This window comes from Streptomyces sp. NPDC008001, from assembly GCF_042958085.1.
Classification (GTDB): Bacteria; Actinomycetota; Actinomycetes; order Streptomycetales; family Streptomycetaceae; genus Streptomyces.
Map to the genome: position 1 here is coordinate 213,675 of NZ_JBIBIZ010000011.1, position 19,007 is coordinate 232,681.

At 72.8% G+C, this 19,007-nt stretch carries 19 protein-coding genes; 11 read left to right on the top strand and 8 right to left on the bottom strand.

Translation table 11 applies throughout. The features are described 5' to 3' along the window. The first annotated feature begins 51 nt into the window (after positions 1–51). The 4 genes from ACFZCD_RS29210 to ACFZCD_RS29225 all read left to right on the top strand — a co-directional run bounded on the left by ACFZCD_RS29210 (position 52) and on the right by ACFZCD_RS29225 (position 3,224). Positions 52–516, top strand: a complete 465-nt coding sequence (locus ACFZCD_RS29210; protein ID WP_391835983.1) for a GntR family transcriptional regulator — start codon at positions 52–54, stop codon at positions 514–516. Then, complete coding sequence (locus ACFZCD_RS29215) at positions 513–1,448, top strand: ATP-binding cassette domain-containing protein (RefSeq protein WP_391835985.1); 936 nt, start codon at positions 513–515, stop codon at positions 1,446–1,448. Before ACFZCD_RS29210 ends, ACFZCD_RS29215 begins: the two co-directional genes overlap by 4 nt. After that, positions 1,445–2,410, top strand: coding sequence for a transporter (locus ACFZCD_RS29220; RefSeq protein WP_391835987.1), 966 nt, complete (start codon positions 1,445–1,447; stop codon positions 2,408–2,410). Before ACFZCD_RS29215 ends, ACFZCD_RS29220 begins: the two co-directional genes overlap by 4 nt. 82 nt (positions 2,411–2,492) lie before the next feature. Continuing rightward, positions 2,493–3,224, top strand: a complete 732-nt coding sequence (locus tag ACFZCD_RS29225) for a VIT family protein (protein ID WP_391835989.1) — start codon at positions 2,493–2,495, stop codon at positions 3,222–3,224. A gap of 115 nt (positions 3,225–3,339) precedes the next feature. Here ACFZCD_RS29225 and ACFZCD_RS29230 read toward each other — a convergent pair whose 3' ends face one another. Both ACFZCD_RS29230 and ACFZCD_RS29235 read right to left on the bottom strand, forming a co-directional pair. Beyond that, positions 3,340–4,479: a P1 family peptidase gene (locus tag ACFZCD_RS29230; RefSeq protein ID WP_391835991.1), complete on the bottom strand. Its 1,140-nt coding sequence runs from the start codon at positions 4,477–4,479 to the stop codon at positions 3,340–3,342. A 13-nt stretch (positions 4,480–4,492) separates the two neighbouring features. Further along, positions 4,493–5,704 (bottom strand): low temperature requirement protein A, encoded by a 1,212-nt coding sequence (locus tag ACFZCD_RS29235; protein WP_391835993.1) that lies wholly within the window; start codon positions 5,702–5,704, stop codon positions 4,493–4,495. Positions 5,705–5,916: 212 nt separating this feature from the next. Here ACFZCD_RS29235 and ACFZCD_RS29240 point away from each other — a divergent pair, with 212 nt between their 5' ends. Further along, positions 5,917–6,138 carry a hypothetical protein gene (locus ACFZCD_RS29240; RefSeq protein WP_391835995.1) on the top strand — a complete coding sequence of 74 codons (222 nt, stop codon included), beginning with the start codon at positions 5,917–5,919 and terminating at the stop codon, positions 6,136–6,138. A 21-nt stretch (positions 6,139–6,159) separates the two neighbouring features. On the opposite strand, the gene ACFZCD_RS29245 is transcribed toward ACFZCD_RS29240, so the two are convergent. The 5 genes from ACFZCD_RS29245 to ACFZCD_RS29265 all read right to left on the bottom strand — a co-directional run bounded on the left by ACFZCD_RS29245 (position 6,160) and on the right by ACFZCD_RS29265 (position 11,132). Next, positions 6,160–6,588 carry an MscL family protein gene (locus ACFZCD_RS29245; protein WP_391836199.1) on the bottom strand — a complete coding sequence of 143 codons (429 nt, stop codon included), beginning with the start codon at positions 6,586–6,588 and terminating at the stop codon, positions 6,160–6,162. Positions 6,589–6,721: 133 nt separating this feature from the next. Beyond that, a complete protein-coding gene (locus ACFZCD_RS29250; RefSeq protein ID WP_391835997.1) occupies positions 6,722–7,573 on the bottom strand; it encodes an S-methyl-5'-thioadenosine phosphorylase in 852 nt (283 codons plus the stop codon). A 120-nt stretch (positions 7,574–7,693) separates the two neighbouring features. After that, the gene (locus ACFZCD_RS29255; RefSeq protein WP_391835999.1) at positions 7,694–7,999 is read right to left on the bottom strand and encodes an FmdB family zinc ribbon protein; all 306 of its coding nucleotides are present in this window, start codon (positions 7,997–7,999) and stop codon (positions 7,694–7,696) included. A gap of 66 nt (positions 8,000–8,065) precedes the next feature. Next, on the bottom strand, positions 8,066–9,337 hold the full coding sequence (locus ACFZCD_RS29260; protein WP_391836001.1) for an MFS transporter: 1,272 nt from the start codon (positions 9,335–9,337) through the stop codon (positions 8,066–8,068). A 226-nt stretch (positions 9,338–9,563) separates the two neighbouring features. Next, the gene (locus ACFZCD_RS29265; RefSeq protein ID WP_391836200.1) at positions 9,564–11,132 is read right to left on the bottom strand and encodes a potassium/proton antiporter; all 1,569 of its coding nucleotides are present in this window, start codon (positions 11,130–11,132) and stop codon (positions 9,564–9,566) included. 260 nt (positions 11,133–11,392) lie between these two features. Between ACFZCD_RS29265 and ACFZCD_RS29270 the strand changes: the two genes are divergently transcribed. Next, positions 11,393–14,251: a penicillin acylase family protein gene (locus ACFZCD_RS29270; RefSeq protein WP_391836003.1), complete on the top strand. Its 2,859-nt coding sequence runs from the start codon at positions 11,393–11,395 to the stop codon at positions 14,249–14,251. Positions 14,252–14,350: 99 nt separating this feature from the next. Here ACFZCD_RS29270 and ACFZCD_RS29275 read toward each other — a convergent pair whose 3' ends face one another. After that, the gene (locus ACFZCD_RS29275; RefSeq protein WP_391836005.1) at positions 14,351–14,944 is read right to left on the bottom strand and encodes a 5-formyltetrahydrofolate cyclo-ligase; all 594 of its coding nucleotides are present in this window, start codon (positions 14,942–14,944) and stop codon (positions 14,351–14,353) included. 81 nt (positions 14,945–15,025) lie between these two features. Here ACFZCD_RS29275 and galU point away from each other — a divergent pair, with 81 nt between their 5' ends. The 5 genes from galU (at position 15,026) to ACFZCD_RS29300 (ending at position 18,979) form a co-directional block, all read left to right on the top strand. After that, complete coding sequence (galU, locus tag ACFZCD_RS29280; protein WP_391836007.1) at positions 15,026–15,928, top strand: UTP--glucose-1-phosphate uridylyltransferase GalU; 903 nt, start codon at positions 15,026–15,028, stop codon at positions 15,926–15,928. A gap of 91 nt (positions 15,929–16,019) precedes the next feature. Continuing rightward, complete coding sequence (gene glp / locus ACFZCD_RS29285; protein WP_391836201.1) at positions 16,020–17,297, top strand: gephyrin-like molybdotransferase Glp; 1,278 nt, start codon at positions 16,020–16,022, stop codon at positions 17,295–17,297. A gap of 70 nt (positions 17,298–17,367) precedes the next feature. Further along, the gene (gene moaC, locus ACFZCD_RS29290; RefSeq protein ID WP_391836009.1) at positions 17,368–17,868 is read left to right on the top strand and encodes a cyclic pyranopterin monophosphate synthase MoaC; all 501 of its coding nucleotides are present in this window, start codon (positions 17,368–17,370) and stop codon (positions 17,866–17,868) included. Continuing rightward, the gene (locus ACFZCD_RS29295; protein WP_391836011.1) at positions 17,865–18,359 is read left to right on the top strand and encodes a molybdenum cofactor biosynthesis protein B; all 495 of its coding nucleotides are present in this window, start codon (positions 17,865–17,867) and stop codon (positions 18,357–18,359) included. Before moaC ends, ACFZCD_RS29295 begins: the two co-directional genes overlap by 4 nt. 56 nt (positions 18,360–18,415) lie before the next feature. After that, a complete protein-coding gene (locus ACFZCD_RS29300) occupies positions 18,416–18,979 on the top strand; it encodes a GNAT family N-acetyltransferase (RefSeq protein WP_391836013.1) in 564 nt (187 codons plus the stop codon). Positions 18,980–19,007 lie beyond the last annotated feature (28 nt).

A 19,007-nucleotide genomic window follows, 5' to 3' on the forward strand; every position in this document is an offset into this window, starting at 1 on the left:
GCACCCCCTCCGCATCATTCCACTAACACGTTAGTGAAACGAGGGTGCCCGATGATCGCGTTCCGGATCGACCGGCGCAGCGGGGTGGCCACCTATCTGCAGCTCGTGCAGCAGGTCAGGCAGGCGCTCCGGCTGGGGGTGCTGGAGGTGGGGGACCGGCTGCCGACGGCTCGTGAGGTCGTGGAGGCCATTGCCGTGAACCCCAACACCGTGCTGCGGGCCTACCGGGAGCTGGAGCACGAGGGGCTGGTCGAGCCGCGGCCGGGGCAGGGCACGTTCGTGCGGCGGTCCCTGGCGCGGCCGGCCGCGGCCACCGGCGCGCCGCTGCGGGCCGAGGCCGCCGCCTGGGTGGGCCGGGCCCGTGCCGCCGGGCTGGAGCGGGAGGACGTCGCGGCGCTCGCCGCCTCCGTCCTCGACGAGTCCTTTCCACCGCCCGGCCTCCCGCCCCCGTTCACCCCCGCCCCCAGGCCACCGCAGACCCCCACGCCCACGCCCACGCAGGAGGAAGACACGTGACCGACGAACCCACCACCGCACTGCGGGCGACGCGCCTGGGGCGGAGGTTCCGCGGTGGCTGGGCGTTGCGCGACTGCGACTTCGCGCTGCCCGCCGGGCGGATCACCGCCCTCGTCGGGCCGAACGGCGCGGGCAAGAGCACCCTGTTCCACCTCGCCACCGGCCTGCTCCGGCCGACCTGCGGCGAGCTGGGCGTCTTCGGTGCCGAACCGGGCAGCCCGGACGCCCGCGACCGCACCGCGTTCCTCGCCCAGGACAAGCCGCTCTACCCCCGCTTCACCGTGGACGACACCCTCCGCTTCGGCCGCGAACTCAACCGCGACTGGGACCAGGCCGGCGCCGAGCGCATCGTGCGTGCCGGGAACATCTCCCTCGACGCCCGCGTCGGTGCCCTCTCCCAGGGCCAGGCCACCCGCGTCGCCCTCGCCCTCGCCTTCGGCAAGCGCCCCGACCTGCTGCTCCTGGACGAACCGCTCGCCGACCTCGACCCGCTCGTCCGCATCGAGGCGATGGGGCTGGTCATGGCCGAGGTCGCCGACCGCGGCATCACCGTCGTCATGTCCTCCCACGTGCTCTCCGAGCTGGAGAACGCCTGCGACCACGTCCTGCTGCTCAAGCACGGCGCCGTACGGCTCGACGGCGACACCCAGCAACTGTGCGACACCCACATGCGCATCACCGGGCTCGCCGACCCCGCCACCGAGGACGGCCTTCCGGCCGGTCTCGACCGCGCCCGCGTCGTCGAAGCCGCCGTCACCGGGCGGCAGGTGCACGCCCTCCTCCGGCACGGTGACGAGTCCCCGGACGACTCGTGGATCGTCGAAGCCCCCTCCTTGGAAGATCTCTTGCTCGCCTACCTGCGTTCCGGCAACACGCCCGCCGACGCCTCCGATGCTGCCGACGCCTCCGATGCCACCGGGGCCGCCGCATGAACGGCACCCTCTGGCTCGCCTGGCGTCAGCAGCGCGCCCTGATAGTGACCGGCGCCGCCGTCCTCCTCGCCGTCACGGTGTGGGTCGTCGTCCAGCGCGCGGACATGACCGGCTTCATCAGCAGCCACCACATCGACGCCGCCACCTGCAAGGGCTGGGACGGCAAGTGCGAGAGCGAAGCCAGCCGCAAGCTGCTCGACGACTACACCGGCCTCATCCGCGCCCTCGGCACCTTCAGCGCCGCCGTCCCCGTCCTGATCGGCGTTTTCTGGGGCGCGCCGCTCCTCGGCCGCGAGCTGGAGAGCGGTACGTGGAAGCTCGCGCTCACCCAGGGCGTCGGCGCCGGCCGCTGGTTCGCGAGCCGCTTCGCGCTCGCCGCCGTCTGCACCGTGCTCGGGTCGGCCCTCCTCGCCGCGCTCGTCGCCTGGTGGTGGTCGCCGGTCTCCAACATGCTCAACGGCCTCTACTGGCACGACGGCTACATCTTCAACGCCACCGGTCCCGCCGCCGTGGCCTGCGCCCTCTTCGGCCTCGCCGCCGGCACGGCCGCCGGCCTGCTGATCCGGCGCACGCTGCCCGCGATGGCCACGGTGCTCGCCGTCGTCGCCGGCCTGCGGTTCCTGCTCAACACCTTCCGCTCCGACTGGATCGCCCCCACGGCCCGGATCAGCCAGGGCGACGCGCCCCGGCCGGACGTCGGCAGCGCCTGGTCGACCGGCGAGTTCGGCTTCATCGACGCCGCGGGCCGCAAACACGCGATCGCGGACGCCTGCCCCTGGGGCGAGGGCCTCCCGGACCTCAAGACGTGCATGGCCCAGAAGGGCTTCACCGGCCGCTACCACAAGGTCTATCCCAGCAGTGACTTCTGGACCTTCCAGTGGATCGAGACCGCCGTCTTCCTCGGCCTCGCCGCCGCGCTGACGGTCCTCGTCTGCTACGTGCTGCGCCGCCGCCTCCTCTGAGCGCACGTCCGAGCCGCACACCGACCGAAGTTCCGGGTGAGCCTCCCCGAGTGACCCGCGGGAACGGTGGGAACCTCACCTCGTGAGCGATGACACCACCGTGCCCTCTTCCCGACAGCACCAGGAACCCCACGAGGGCGGCCTCGGCAACCGGCTCAACCGGCTCCGGGCCGCCGTCCTCGGCGCCAACGACGGCGTCGTCTCGACCGCCGGCCTCGTCGTCGGCGTCGCCGGCGCCACGGACGCGCGCGCCACGCTGCTGACCGCCGGGCTCGCCGGGCTGCTGGCCGGATCCATGTCCATGGCCGCCGGCGAGTACGTGTCGGTGAGCACCCAGCGCGACTCCGAACAGGCCGCCCTCGCCCTGGAACGCACCGAGCTCGCCGTCGCACCGCAGGCCGAACTCGACGAGCTCACCGCCCTCCTCGAGGGCAAGGGGCTCACCCCCGCGCTTGCCCGCGAGGTCGCCGAACAGCTCACCGAGCACGACGCGCTCCGCGCCCACGCCGAGGTCGAGCTCGGCATCGACCCCGACGAGCTGACCAGCCCCTGGCAGGCGGCCTGGGCCAGCTTCTTCGCCTTCACGGCCGGCTCGCTCCTGCCCCTGCTCGCCATCGTCCTGCCGCCGCCGGACGTCCGGCTGCCGGTCACGGTCGTGGCCGTGCTGGCCGCGCTCGTGCTGTGCGGGTGGGGGAGCGCGCGGATGGGGGACGCGCCGGCCGGGCGGGCGATGCTTCGTAATGCGGCGGGGGGTGCGTTGGCGATGGCGGTGACGTATGCGGCGGGGTCGTTGCTGGGGGCGGCGGGGGTGTGACGGGGCCGCCGGGGGGCGGGGTGCGGCCGGTCGGGTGCGGGTCGTGCGTGGTTGCTCCGCGCCCGCGCGGCGGAGCCGCAGATTGGCACGGTCCCGCGCCCCTTTATCGGGCGCGTTACCGCAGCGGCGATTGCCCGCGCGGTCCCTTATCGGCGCACGCCCCATACAGATCCCCGTACGACGGGAACACCCCGCCCGGGCCGTCCACCGACTCCGCTGCCAGGGCTGCCTTCACCACGGCGCGTGTTACCACGTCCGCGCCTGCCGCCAGGATTTCGTTGAGGGCGCCTGCCGCCAGCAGGGTGGCCATGTCTCCGAAGGCGTCTTCGGTCACCAGGGGGCGGTCGCCCGTGGCCAGGGCGAAGACGGTGTCGCCGTCGTTGAGCAGGTGCACCGGGCGGACGGCGCGGGCCAGGCCGTCGTGGGCCGTGCCGGCGAGCTTCTGGGCCTGGGCCCGGGTGAGCGCGGCGTCGGTGGCGACGACCACGAGGGTGGTGTTGAGCGGCGGCCGTACGGACGCCGCCGAGCGCTTCGCGGACTCTTCCCGGGCGGCCGCCAGCCGCTCCTGCGCGGCCGTGTGCCGCTCCCGGTCGGGGGCCGTCACCGCCCCACCCGCGTACAGCTGCCCGTAGAGGACGCCCGTCGCCGGATCGACCGCCGAGCCCGCCGCGTTGAGGACCGCCAGCGCGGCGACCGTCGTGCCGGACGGGAGGACGGCGCTCGCCGTGCCCACTCCGCCCTTCATGCCGCCGGCCACGGCGCCCGTGCCGGCGCCCACGTTGCCCTGGGCCACGGGCGCGCCCACGTCCTCGCGGGCCGCGGCCTCGGCGGCCTCGCGGCCCAGGGAGGCGTCGGGGCGGGCCCGCCAGTCGCCGCCGCGGCCGAGGTCGAAGAGGGCGGCGGCGGGGACGACCGGGACGACCTGGGAGGGGTCGGGGCCGACCCGGAAGCCGCGGCCGGAGTCCTCCAGCCAGGCCATCACGCCGGACGCGGCGTCCAGCCCGTAGGCGCTGCCGCCGGAGAGGACGACGGCCTCCACGCGCTGGACGAGGTTGCGCGGGTCGAGGGCGTCGGTCTCGCGGGTGCCGGGGCCGCCGCCGCGGACGTCGACGGCGGCGACGGCGCCGCCTTCCGCCGTGAGGACGACCGTGGTGCCGGTGAGTGCGCCGTCGCCGCGGCGGTGGGCGTGGCCCACGCGGATGCCGGCGACGTCGGTGAGCGCGTCCATGGCCCCGGGGGCGGGTGCGTTCGTCATGCAGCCATGCGTATCACGCCTCCGCGGGCGGTGGGTTCCTTGTGGACAACCGGACTCCGGCGGCCACCGTCGCCGCCGCCACCAGACCCGTCAGCGGTACGGCCCTGCTGCCTGCGAACGTGCAGGCCAGGATGGCCAGCGCGGACACCGGCAGCACCAACTGCTGGGCCGCGCCCCGCTTGTGGTGGCGCGAGTGGATCAGCCACATCGAGAAGACGAACAGCGCCGCCGGGACCGTCACCGCGCTCGACGCCGCCGCCGTCGAGATGTGCGCCTTGCCCACGGCCTGCTCGATCGCCACCTCGATGCCCGCACCGATCGCCGCCGCCGACGCGAAGACGAAGAAGTGCCCGTAACCCCACAGGAAGGCCTGCCGGTTGGAGGCCAGGTGCAGGTGGATGGGGACCGCGAAGTAGATCCAGAACGCGGCGAAGATCAGCAGCAGGCCGCCCGCCGCCAGCGGCAGCAGCTCGCCCAGCGCCTCGTGCTCGTCCAGCGCCGACTGCACGGCGACCGTGGCCGCCGAGACCGTCTCGCCCAGCACGATGATCGTGAACAGCCCGTACCGCTCGGCGATGTGGTGCGGGTGCCAGGCCGTCTGCTGCGTTCTCTCGGCGAAGGCCGGGACCCCCAGTTCCACGACGGCCATCACCAGGAACACCCACGGCTTCGCCCGGTCGGGCAGGAACAGCACCCCCAGCCACCCCACCTGGCACGCGCTCACCCCGGCCGCGTACTTCAGCGCCGTCCGCCGCTCCGCGCCCTCGGCGGAGAACGCGGCCCGCAGCCACTGCGAGACCAGCGCCAGCCGCATCACCAGGTAGCCGAACCACACCACCGAGAAGTCGCTCTTCTCGAAGGCGCGCGGGATCCCGGCGGCCAGGATCAGCACGCCGGTGATCTGGACCAGGGTCACCACCCGGTAGAGGACGTCGTCCGTGTCGTACGCGGACGCGAACCACGTGAAGTTCAGCCACGCCAGCCAGATGGCGAAGAACACCATCAGATAGCCGGGCACGCCGTGCTCCGGATGTCCCTCGGCGAGCGCGTGCACCAGCTCGCGGCCCGCGACGGCCACCGCCACGACGAAGCACAGGTCGAAGAAGAGCTCCAGCGGAGTGGCCGTGCGGTGCGCTTCCTCGCGTCCGCGGCCGGTCATCCGGCGCAGCAGGGGGGAGGGCGGCGGCCCGTCGTCCGCGCGGGCCCGGGGGGCGTCCTCGCTCATAGGGCGATTCTCACCGCGCACGGGGGCGCTCCGCGCGGCAGAGCCGTACGTACGGGGCGCTCCGGGCTGCAGAGCCGTACGGGGGCGCTCCGCGCGGTAGAGCCGTACGTACGGGGCTGGGGCGGTTCGGCACCGCCGGTCCGCCGCGTCGCGGTTGCTCGCCGTTGCGGCGGCAGAAAAGTGCCCGGCCCCCGCCCGCTTACCCTGAACCTATGAGTGACACCGCCCCCGAGACCTCCGAGACCCCCGAGGTCGCCCCCCGGCCCGCGTCCCGGCCGCGCAACCCCGCAGCCGCCGCCCTGATCTTCGACGATCCGCTGTCGCAGCAGTCCTCGGACGACACCGACCGCGGCTGGGGCGAGCGGCCCGCCGGTGGCGGGTCCGCCGCGGATCTGGCCCGCTTCCTCGACGAGAAGCCGCCGCACCACATCTGAGCCCGGGGGCCGAGCCCCCGGCTACCGCTGTGCCGGCACCGTCTCCGTGCCCGGCTCGCGGCGCTGTTCCACGAGCGCGTCGCGGATCTGGGCGAGCAGCTCCAGCTCGGTCTCCTTGGCCGGGGCGGCCGGCGTCCTGGCGGCCAGCCGCTCCTGCCAGCGCTTCATGGGCAGCAGCATCAGGAAGTAGACGACCGCGGCCGTGATCAGGAAGGTCAGCGAGGCGCTGAGCACGGCGCCCCACTGGATCGAGACGCCCTGGGTGACCTCGCCGGTCTTGGCGTTCACGGCGCAGGGGCCCTTGATGCAGACCGCGTAGTGGTCGAGGTCCTTCGTGCCGAAGGCGCCCACCACCGGGTTGATCACGCCCTTGACCACCGCGTTCACGATGTTCGTGAACGCGGCGCCGATGACGACGGCGACGGCGAGGTCGATGACGTTGCCCCGCATGAGGAACGCCTTGAAGCCGCCGAGGACCCCGGTCTTCGTCGTCGTCACTGCTCAAGCCCTTCTGTCACTGTTTCCGCCCGGTTGGTCCGGATGTTCCGGAATGAAGGATTCCATATCCAGCCGGGGGGAGGCGTCAGGGCAGTTCGATACCCAGGTCCCAGCCCTTGTGCACGTCCGCGCACAGGCAGCCGCGCTCCTTGGTCTCCGGGAGGGCGGTCACGGCCGCGAAGAGCACCTCGCGCAGCCGGCCGACGTTCTCCCCGAAGACCCGCATGACCTCGTCGTGCGAGACGCCCTCGCCCGTGTCGGCACCCGCGTCCAGGTCCGTGACCAGCGCCATCGAGGTGTAGCAGAGCTCCAGCTCGCGGGCGAGGACCGCTTCCGGGTGCCCGGTCATACCGACGACCGACCAGCCCTGGGCGGCGTGCCAGCGCGACTCGGCGCGCGTGGAGAAGCGCGGCCCCTCGATGACGACCATCGTGCCGCCGTCCACCACCGGCTCCCAGCCCTTGCCGCGCGCCACCGCGACCGCCACCGCGCGGCCGGTGGGGCAGTAGGGGTCGGCGAAGGTGGTGTGGACGACGTTGGGGACGCGGCCGTCGGGCAGCGCCTCGCCGTCGAAGTAGGACTGGGCCCGCGACTTCGTGCGGTCCACCAGCTGGTCCGGGACGACGAGCGTGCCCGGCCCGTACTGCGGCTGCAGCCCGCCGACCGCGCACGGGGCGAGGACCTGCCGCACGCCGAGCGAGCGCAGGGCCCACAGGTTGGCCCGGTAGTTGATGCGGTGGGGCGGCAGGTGGTGCCCGCGTCCGTGGCGGGGGAGGAAGGCGACCCTCCGCCCGGCGAGATCGCCGACGAAGAGGGAGTCGCTCGGCGACCCGTAGGGGGTCATCACCGTGACCTCGGTCACGTCCTCCAGGAAGGAGTAGAACCCCGATCCGCCGATGACGCCTATCTCCGCACGCGCACTGTGCATGTCGACCATGGAGGTCACCCTAACGGCGGGGGCGCGTACGCCACAGAGCCCTTCCCCTCCGTACGGGATCCGTAAGGGACCCGCGGGGAAGGGAAGGGCTCCGGGGGAAGAACCGTAGGGAGAGCCGGGTCAGGCGGCCGACGTGCCGGTACCGGCGGTGGTCGTCGCGGACGGCTTCGTGTCGGTGCTCTTCGCGGCGGTGGTCGTCGTGCTCGACGACGAGGCCGAGGACTTCGCGGGCGAGCTGCTGGACGACGCGCCACGGCTGTCGTTCCGGTAGAAGCCGGAGCCCTTGAAGACGATGCCGACCGCGGAGAAGACCTTCTTCAGGCGCCCCTGGCAGCTGGGGCACTCGGTCAAGGCGTCATCGGTGAACTTCTGCACCGCCTCGAGGCCCTCGCCGCACTCGGTGCACTGGTACTGGTAAGTCGGCACTTGCTCCTCCTGGCACTCTCACTCGTTGAGTGCTAACGACGCTCCATACTGCAGTATTCCGGTCCGTCAGTCCACCGGGACGGCCTCACGGTGACCGACCCCACGTGCCGCGACCACCGACTCCGAGCGCGGAGTCAGGGCCTTCCGCAGCGCCAGCAGGACCAGCAGCGCGGCCGCCGTGCCGCCCAGCGGCACCAGGAAACCGGTGCTCGCGCCGTGGGCGTCGATGAGCCGGCCGCCCACGGTCGCCCCGGCCGCCTGGCCGAGGCCGACGGCGCCGGTCAGCCAGGTGAACGCCTCGGTGCGGGCGCCCGCCGGGACCAGCTTCTCCACCAGTGTGTAGCCGGTGATCAGCGACGGCGCGATGCACAGGCCCACGACCAGGCCCAGGGCGCCCAGCAGGACCATGGAGTGCGCCGCCCACAGCGGGGTCGTGGCCAGCACCAGCAGCGGGAAGGCCAGCAGCAGCCGGCGCTGCGCGCTGATCTTCCACGCGACCACGCCGCAGACGATGCCCGCGATCATGTTGCCCGCGGCGAAGGCGCCGTACATCAGGCCGTTGAGGCCCGGGTCGCCCATCTCCTTGGTGAACGCGGTCATCGACACCTGCATGCCGCCGAAGACGGTGCCGATGCCCAGCATGACGACCGCCAGCACGCGCACGCCCGGCACGGACAGCGCCGAGACGCGCTCGCCGGCCCCGGCCGCACCGGCGGCGGCGCTGCTCGGCTGCGGCTGCGTACGCCGCTGCGTGGCGAACAGCAGACCGCCGGCCAGGGTCAGGACGGCCTCCGCGACCAGGCCGGCGGCCGGGTGGACGCCGGTGCACAGCGCGGTGGCCAGCACCGGGCCGATCACGAAGGTGAACTCGTCGGTGACGGACTCGAAGGCCGCCGCCGTCGCCATCAGGGGCGAGCCGTCCAGCTTGTTCGCCCAGCGGGCCCGCACCATCGGGCCGATCTGCGGCGTCGACGCACCGGCCGGCACGGCCGCCGCCAGCAGCGCCCACAGGGGCGCGTCCGACAGGGCGAGCACCGTCAGCAGCGAGATCGCCGCCGCGTGCACGACGACGCCCGGGATCAGGACCGCGGCCTGGCCGAAGCGGTCCGCGAGCTTGCCGCTCTGCGGAGCGAACAGGGCCATCGCCACGCCCGCGGTCGCCGAGACGGTGCCCGCGGTGCCGTAGGAGCCGGTGGTGTCGTTGACCAGCAGCAGGATGCCGATCGTGAGCATTGCGAACGGCTGCCGGGCCAGGAAGCCCGGCAGCAGGAACGTCCACGCGCCGGGGGTGCGCAGCAGCTGCCCGTATCCGGGCCGTTCGTTGACCGTGGATGCCACGGCCCAGGCCTTTCCGCCGCCTGGTAGCGCGCCACCGGACGGGTTGCCGCCACGGAGCGCGCCGAGAGCTGTCCTCTCGCGCAGGACCGTGGTAGATGCCTTCCGGCCGCCTCGTGCGACCGCGGCCGCCGTGCGGTCGCGCCAGCCCTGCATCAGGCAGAGTTGGTTCGGTGTGAATCTTGGGGTGGAACAGGGGTTTCCTCCCGCGGAGAGCGGGAGTGAATGATTACTTCCTCTTTATCATACGGGGGCCCTTGGATATGCCTATGGCCTTCGTCACAGGAGGCTCCCCGGCGTGCCCGGGGTGGGCCGCCGCCGTCCCTAGCCAGCCCGCCAGCTTGCCGCCCTCGCCGACCGCCCGCAGCCGCTTCTCGGCCGCGTCGCGCACCGGGTCCGTGGCCACCACCAGCAGCTCGTCGCCGAGCCGCAGCACCGTCGCGGGACCGGGCACGAAGCTCTTGCCCTCCCGGACGACCAGCGTGACCGCCGCCCCGGCGGGCAGCCGCAGCTCCGAGACCTCCACGCCGTGCATCCGCGAGCCCTCCGGGATGGAGACCGACAGCAGGTGGCCGCGCAGCCGCTCCAGCGGCGCCGACTCGATGCCGAGGTCCTCCGGCGGCTCCTTCTCGCCCAGCCGCAGGTGCCGGGCCAGCCAGGGCAGCGTCGGCCCCTGGACCAGCGTGTAGACGATCACCAGCACGAAGACGATGTTGAAGATCCGGCGGCTGTCGTCCACCCCCGCCACCATCGGGATGGTGGCCAGGACGATCGGCACCGCGCCGCGCAGCCCGGCCCAGGACAGCAGCGCCTTCTCCTGCCAGGGCGTCCGGAACGGCGCCGTGCTGAGGAAGACGGACACCGGCCGTGCGACCACCGTCAGGACCAGCCCCACGACCAGCGCGGGAACGATGTCGTCGCCCAGCTCGTGCGGGGTGACCAGCAGGCCCAGCAGGACGAACATGCCGATCTGGGCGATCCAGCCGAGCCCCTCGGCGAAGCCGCGCGTGGCCGGCCAGTGCGGCAGCTTGGCGTTGCCGAGGATCAGCGCCGCGAGGTAGACGGCGAGGAAGCCGGAGCCGTGCGCGAGGGCGCCGCCCGCGTAGGCCGCGGTGGCGATGGCCATCACGGCGATGGGGTAGAGGCCGGAGGCGGGCAGGGCCACGCGCCGCAGGCCGTACGAGCCGAGGAAGCCGAACGCGATGCCGATGGCCGCGCCGATCGCCAGCTCCAGCGCGATCTTCCCGAGGAGGAGGTACCAGTGCTCGACCGGACCGGCGGCGGAGAAGGCGACGACGAGGATGACGACGGGGGCGTCGTTGAAGCCGGACTCGGCCTCCAGGACACCGGTGAGCCGGGACGGCAGCGGAACGTTCCGCAGGACGGAGAAGACGGCCGCCGCGTCCGTCGAGGAGACCACCGCACCGATGATCAGGGCCTGCCGCCAGTCGACGCCGGCCAGGTAGTGCGCGGCGGCGGCCGTCAGGCCCACGCTCACCGCGACGCCGAAGGTGGACAGCACGGCCGCCGAGGGCAGCGCGGGTTTGATCTCGTGCCACTTCGTGCCGAGGCCGCCCTCGGCGAGGATGACGACCAGGGCGGCGTAGCCGATCACCTGGGTCAGCCCGACGTCGTTGAAGGAGACGCCGATGCCGTCCTGGCCGAGGGCGACCCCGATGCCGAGGTAGATGAGCAGGCTCGGCAGCCCGCTGCGCGAAGAGATGCGCACCGCCGCCACTGCGACGAGCAGTACGAGGGAGCAGATCAGCAGGAGTTCGTTGAGGTGGTGGACAGTCAGGGGCCGGTCCCTTCACGCGTGCACGGGGTGCATGGTCGGTGGATTGCCGCGAACGGGGCCGGAACGTTCCTCCGGCGCCGATCGGAACTTCATTTCCTCATCTAATATTTTACGGGTTCTTAACGCCTGGCGGGCAGCCGAGGCCGCCAAGAGGGATTGATGTCACTGCACGGTCCGGCATCCGCGTCCGGTCGCCCGGCGCCCTGCGCCTATGGTTGCTTCCAGCACTCCAGGACCACCCTGCCCCTCTAAGGACAGCGATGCCCGCCAACAAGACCGGCCCTTCCGGCAAGTCCGGCAAGAAGAAGGGGCGACGCGCCCGCCTGCTCGTGATCACCGTCGTGCTGCTGCTCGTCGCGGGCATCGGCTTCGGTGCGTACTGGAGCGTCAGCACCGTGCGCGCCTCCTTCCCGGAGACCAGCGGCACGCTGCAGCTCAAGGGGCTCGGCGGGCAGGTGAAGGTCGCGCGCGACGACCACGGCGTCCCGCAGGTCTACGCGGACAACGCCGAGGACCTCTTCCGCGCCCAGGGCTTCGTCCAGGCGCAGGACCGGTTCTGGGAGATGGACGTCCGGCGCCATCTGACGGCGGGCCGCCTGTCCGAGATGTTCGGCGAGGACCAGGTCGAGACCGACGCGTTCATCCGCACCATGGGCTGGCGGAAGGTCGCGCAGGAGGAGTACGACACCAAGCTGTCGGCCGCCACCAAGAAGTACCTCCAGGCCTACTCCGACGGCGTCAACGCGTACCTCAAGGACCATCAGGGCAAGTCGCTGTCCGTCGAGTACGCGGCCCTGGAGTTCCGGAACGACTACAAGCCCGAGAAGTGGACCCCGGTCGACTCGGTCGCCTGGCTCAAGGCCATGGCCTGGGACCTGCGCGGCAACGTGCAGGACGAGGTCGACCGCTCGCTCGCCTCGACGCGGCTGAGCCCCGAGCAGATCGAGCAGCTGTACCCGGCGTACCCGTACGACCGGAACAAGCCGATCGTCGAGGGCGGGGCCATCGACCCGGCGACGAAGGAGTTCGACCCGAAGGCCACGCCCACGGCGCCGGGCACGACCGGTGAGACGGGCGGGACCGGGCGGACCGGTGGTGCGCGGACGGGCACGCCGGGCACCTCGGGCAACGCGGGCACTCCCGGCACTCAGGGCGGCGCCGGCAACAACGGCAGCGCCGCCACCAGTGGTGGCGCGGGCGCGGCCGGCGGCCTGCACACCGGCCTGACGTCGCTGTCCAACACCCTCGACAAGATCCCGGCGCTGCTCGGCAAGTCCGGCAACGGCATCGGCTCCAACTCGTGGGTCGTCTCCGGTCAGTACACGACGACCGGCAAGCCGCTGCTCGCCAACGACCCGCACCTGGCCCCGCAGATGCCCTCCCTCTGGTACCAGATGGGCCTGCACTGCACGAAGACCAGCCAGGCCTGCCCGTTCGACGTGGCCGGCTACACCTTCGCCGGCATGCCGGGCGTCGTCATCGGCCACAACCAGGACATCGCCTGGGGCATGACCAACATGGGCGCGGACGTCTCCGACCTCTACCTGGAGAAGGTCACCTCCGGCAGTTACCTCTACGACAACAAGCAGGTCCCCTTCGCCACCCGCAAGGAGACCATCAAGGTCGCCGGCGGCGACGACCGCACCATCACCGTCCGCTCGACCCGGAACGGGCCCGTCGTCTCCGACCGCAACACCGAGCTGGGCAAGGTCGGCCAGGACGCCCCCGTGAAGGACCCGGCGCCCGACCGCGCCGAGGGTTACGCCGTCTCCCTGCGCTGGACCGCGCTGGAGCCCGGCCGCACGATGGACGCCCTGATGGACCTCAACCGCGCCGGCGACTTCGCGTCGTTCCGCAAGGCCGCGGCCGGCTTCGAGGTCCCCTCGCAGAACCTGATCTACGCCGACACCAAGGGCAACATCGGCTACCAGGCCCCCGGCCGCATCCCCGTCCGCAAGGGCGACGGCCGCATGCCCGCCCCCGGCTGGGACCCCGCCTACCAGTGGACCGGCTACCTCAAGCCGGGCGAGCTGCCGTGGGAGCTCAACCCCAAGCGCGGCTACATCGTCACCGCCAACCAGCCGGTGACCGACAAGAAGTACCCCTACTCCCTCTCGGGCGACTGGGGCTACGGCGCCCGCAGCCAGCGGATCAACGACCTCATCCAGTCCAAGATCAAGGACGGGGGCAAGATCTCGACGGACGACATGCAGAAGATGCAGATGGACAACGCCAGCGAGATCGCCAAGCTGCTCACCCCCTACCTGCTGAAGATCGACGTCAAGGGCTCCAACGAGCGCGAGACGAAGTACGTCCGCGAGGCGCAGAAGCTCCTGGAGGGCTGGGACTACACCCAGGAGGCCGACTCGCCCGCCGCCGCGTACTTCAACGCCGTGTGGCGCAACACCCTCAAGCTGGCCTTCGGCAACAAGCTCCCCAAGGAGCTGCGCGTCAAGGGGCAGTGCCTGCGGGTCCACCCCACCAACGACGCCGGCCCCCAGGAGGACCTGGAGGGCAAGACCCGCCTCGTGCGCGAGTGCGGCGAGCGCGAGCCCGACTCGGCCCAGCCCGACGGCGGCGACCGCTGGTTCGAGGTCGTCCGCTCCATCCTGGACAAGCCCGGCGACGACTGGTGGAAGACCGGCGGCCGCGGCGGCGCCGCCAACCGCGACGAGCTGCTCGCCCAGGCCATGAAGGACGCCCGCTGGGAGCTGACCTCCAAGCTCGGCAAGGACGTCAACTCCTGGAGCTGGGGCCGCCTCCACCAGCTCAACCTGAAGAACCAGACCCTCGGCAAGGACGGCCCCGGCATCGTCCGCTGGATGCTCAACCGCGGCCCGTGGAACCTGGCCGGCGGCGAGGCCGCGGTCAACGCGGCGGGCTGGAACGCGGCGGGCGGCTACGACGTGATCTGGGTCCCGTCCATGCGGATGGTCGTCAACCTGGCCGACCTCGACAAGTCCCGGTGGATCAACCTCACCGGCGCGTCCGGGCACGCCTACAACGCGCACTACTACGACCAGACGGACAAGTGGGCCAAGGGCGAGCTGCTGCCGTGGGCCTTCAGTGCGGACGCGGTGAAGAAGGCGACGGACGCGGAGCTCACGCTCAAGCCGTAAGGCTTGCGGGCGGTGCTCAAGGACGGGCTGGATGGTTCACCATCCAGCCCGTTGGGGGCACCTCCCAGCGGTAGCTGGGGGAGTTTGAGGACGAGCGCGCTAGCGCGAAAACCGCCGTACGCCCGACGGCGTCACCACCGCGTCCACCGGTCGGTCGTGCGGCTCCGCCGGAACCGCGTCGAGGACCTCGTTGTCGTACAGCAGGACCACCAGCGGCGGAGCCGCCCCCGCCTTCTCCAGACGCGCCAGTACGCGGTCGTACGAACCCCCGCCGCGGCCCAGCCGCAGCCCGCGGCCATCGACTGCCAGCCCCGGCAGCAGCACGGCGTCCGCGGACGTCACGGCGTCCGGCCCGAGCCGGACGCCGTCCGGCTCCAGGAGGCCCCGCCCGGCCCGTACGAGACGGTCCGGGCCGTCGTAGGGCGCCCAGTCGAGATCGTTGTCCGCCAGGAGGACGGGAAGCAGCACCCGTACCCCCTCACGGCGGAGCGCCTCCAGGAGCGCGCGCGTGTCCGGCTCACGCCCCACAGACACGTAGGCGGCCACCGTCCCCGCCGCCGCGAGCTCGGGGAGCTCCAGGGCGCGGCGGGCGAGCGCGGCCCCCGACCTGGCCACGTCATCCGCGGTCAATGCGGCCCTCGCCGCCAGGAGATCCCGCCGCAACTCCGCCTTCGTACCGTCGTACTTGATCACTGTGCGTACAAACTCCTTGCGTGGGGGCATACTCGTTGGAGCCTCGTCTTCCGCTCAATCTCAACGGTTAGTGTTCGGCCCATGACTCATTCGCGTCCTCGGATCAGCAAGGCTGTCATCCCCGCAGCCGGTCTCGGCACCCGATTCCTGCCTGCCACCAAGGCCACGCCCAAGGAGATGCTGCCGGTCGTCGACAAGCCGGCGATCCAGTACGTGGTGGAGGAGGCCGTCCTCGCCGGTCTCTCGGACGTCCTCATGATCACAGGGCGTAACAAGCGCCCGCTCGAAGATCACTTCGACCGCAACTACGAGCTCGAAGAGGCGCTGCGCCGCAAGGGCGACGAGTCGCGGCTGGCGCGCGTCCAGGAGTCCAGCGACCTGGCGACGATGCACTACGTCCGCCAGGGCGACCCCCGGGGTCTCGGCCACGCCGTCCTGTGCGCCGCCCCGCACGTCGGCAACGAGCCCTTCGCCGTCCTCCTCGGCGACGACCTGATCGACGCCCGGGACCCCCTGCTGTCCCGCATGGTCGCGATCCAGCGCAAGCACGGCGGCAGCGTGATCGCCCTCATGGAGGTCGAGCACGCCCAGATCGGGCTGTACGGCTGCGCGGCCGTGAAGCCGACGGACGCCGAGGGCGTGGTGCAGATCACGGGCCTCGTCGAGAAGCCCGATCCGGCCGAGGCGCCCAGCAACTACGCCGTGATCGGCCGGTACGTCCTCGACCCCGCGGTCTTCGACGTGCTGCGCGAGACCCCGCCCGGCCGCGGCGGGGAGATCCAGCTCACCGACGCCCTGCAGGCGCTCGCCGCCGAGCCCGGTCTCGGCGGGCCCGTGCACGGCGTGGTCTTCACCGGGCGCCGCTACGACACCGGCGACCGCGGGGACTACCTGCGCGCCATTGTCAGACTGGCCTGCGAGCGTGAGGATCTAGGGCCGGACTTCCGCGCCTGGCTCCGCCGTTACGTCACCGAGGAGATGTAGCACCTTGAGCAGTACCGCCGCCCGCACGGCCCCCGACCCCGCCCCCGGTCCCGTCCCCGCCGCGACGGACGGGCAGGACGGCCCGGACCGCCTGTGGACGGTGGACGAGCACCTCGCCGACATCCTGGCGAAGATCCGCCCTCTGGAGCCGATCGAGCTGCAGCTGCCCGACGCCCAGGGGTGCGTCCTGGTCGAGGACGTCACCGTCCCGGCCGCCCTCCCGCCCTTCGACAACAGCTCCATGGACGGCTACGCGGTCCGCACGGCCGACGTCGAGGGCGCCACGGAGGAGTTCCCGGCGGTCCTCACCGTCGTCGGCGACATCGCGGCGGGCAGCGGGAAGCCGGTCCCGGTGGGGCCCGGCGAGGCCGCCCGGATCATGACCGGCGCCCCGCTGCCGCCCGGCGCCGAGGCCGTCGTCCCCGTCGAGTGGACGGACGGCGGCGCGGGCGCCGGGCCCGCCGACACCATGGCCGCCCACAGCGCGGCCCCCGAGCGCTCCGGCGGGGAGGTCCGCGTCCACCGGCCGGTCGCCGCCCGCGCCCACGTCCGGCCCCGCGGCAGCGACGCGTGCGCGGGCGAGCTCGCCCTCGCCGCCGGGACGGTCCTCGGCCCGGCCCAGATCGGGCTGCTCGCGGCCATCGGGCGGGCCACGGTCCTGGTGCGGCCGCGCCCGCGCGTGGTCGTCATGTCCACCGGCAGCGAGCTCGTCCAGCCCGGCGAGGAGCTCCCGCCCGGCCGGATCCACGACTCCAACAGCTTCGTCCTCGCCGCCTGCGCGCGGGACGCCGGAGCCATCGCGTACCGCGTCGGGGCCGTCGACGACGACGCCGAGACCCTGCGCGCCACCCTGGAGGACCAGCTCATCCGCGCCGACGCCGTCGTCACCAGCGGCGGCGTCAGCGTCGGCGCGTACGACGTGGTCAAGGAGACGCTGTCCGGGCTCGCGGGCGAGGAGGGCAGCGTCGCCTTCCGGCGGCTGGCCATGCAGCCCGGCAAGCCGCAGGGCTTCGGCCGGATCGGCCCGGACCGGATCCCGCTCTTCGCCCTTCCCGGCAACCCCGTCAGCAGCTACGTCTCCTTCGAGCTCTTCGTCCGCCCGGCCCTGCGGGCGCTCAGGGGGCTCGACCCGGTCGACCGCACCCCGGTGCGCGCCGTGTGCACCGACGCCGTCACCTCCTCGCCGGAGGGCCGCCGCCAGTTCCTGCGGGCGCGGTACGCGGCCGAAGAGGGCACGGTCTCGCTCGTGGGCGGTTCGGGCTCGCACCTGGTGAAGGCCCTCGCGCAGGCCGACGCGCTCGTCGTCGTCCCCGAGGACACCACGGCCGTGGAGGCGGGCACGGAGGTCGACGTCATCCTGCTGGGCTGATCTCCTGGCCGCCCCGCCGCGGGGCGCTCCCGGTACGGTGTCTGCCCAACAGGACCGGACCAGGAGAAGCATGAGCAGCGCCGTCCAGGACTCGCCCGAGCCGTCCCGCCTCACCCACCTCGACAGTGCGGGCGCGGCCCGGATGGTCGACGTCTCGGCCAAGGAGGTCACCGCCCGCACGGCCCGTGCGAGCGGCCGCGTCCTCGTCTCGCCGCGCGTCGTGGAACTCCTGCGCGGCGAGGGCGTCCCCAAGGGCGACGCCCTCGCCACGGCCCGCATCGGCGGCATCATGGCGGCCAAGCGCACCCCCGATCTGATCCCGCTGTGCCACCCGCTGGCGATCTCGGGGGTGAAGGTCGACCTGTCCGTGGCCGACGACGCGGTGGAGATCAGCGCCACGGTGAAAACGACGGACCGCACCGGCGTGGAGATGGAGGCGATGACCGCCGTGACCGTCGCCGCCCTGACCGTCGTGGACATGATCAAGGCCGTCGACAAGGGCGCGGTGATCACGGACGTCCGGGTGGAGGAGAAGACGGGCGGGAAGTCGGGCGACTGGAGCCGGTCATGAGGGCCCTCGTCGTCACCGCCTCCAACCGCGCCGCCGCCGGCGTCTACGAGGACAAGGGCGGCCCCCTCCTCGCCGCCGGCCTGGCGGCCATGGGGTTCGCCGTGGACGGGCCCGTCGTCGTCCCCGACGGCGAACCGGTCGCGGCAGCCCTCCGGGACGGCGTCGCCGCCGCCTACGACGTGATCGTCACCACGGGCGGCACCGGCCTGTCCCCGACCGACCGCACGCCGGAGGCGACCCGGCCCCTCCTCGACCGCGAGGTGCCCGGCATCGCCGAGGCCGTCCGGGCCGAGGGCCTGGCGAAGGTCCCCACGGCCGCACTCTCCCGCGGCCTGGCCGGTCTGGCCGGGCGCACGCTGATCGTCAACCTGCCCGGCTCGGCGGGCGGCGTCCGCGACGGCCTGGCCGTCCTGGAGCGGGGAGGGCTGCTGGTCCACGCCGTGGAGCAGGTCCGCGGGGGCGACCATCCGAGACCGGGGGGCCCGCACTGAACGCCGGATGGCCGGCGGAGCCGGCGGACGGCGACGTCGTCCTGCGCCCCATCCGGATGCGGGACCAGCACCAGTGGCGCGAGGTCAACCGGCGCAACCGCGACTGGCTGCGCCCCTGGGAGGCGACCATCCCGCCGCCCCCGCCGGGCGGCCCGGTCACGCACCGCCCCACGTACCGGCAGATGGTGCGGCACCTGCGGGCCGAGGCGAACGCGGGGCGCATGCTGCCGTTCGTCATCGAGTACCAGGGCCGGCTGGCCGGCCAGCTGACGGTGGCGGGGATCACCTGGGGCTCGATGTGCTCGGCCCACATCGGCTACTGGGTGGACGAGGCCGTCGCGGGCCGCGGGGTGATGCCGACCGCCGTCGCGCTCGCGGTGGACCACTGCTTCCGCTCGGTCGGCCTGCACCGCGTGGAGGTGTGCATCCGGCCGGAGAACCTGCCCAGCCGCCGGGTGGTGGAGAAGCTGGGCTTCCGCGAGGAGGGGCTGCGGCCCCGCTACCTCCACATCGACGGCGCCTGGCGCGATCACCTCGTCTACGCGCTGACGGCCGAGGAGGTCCCGGAGGGGCTCCTGCAGCGGTGGCACCGGTCCCGCCCCGGCACACCCCAGAAATAGAATAGATTTTCGAAAATGACCGTCAATC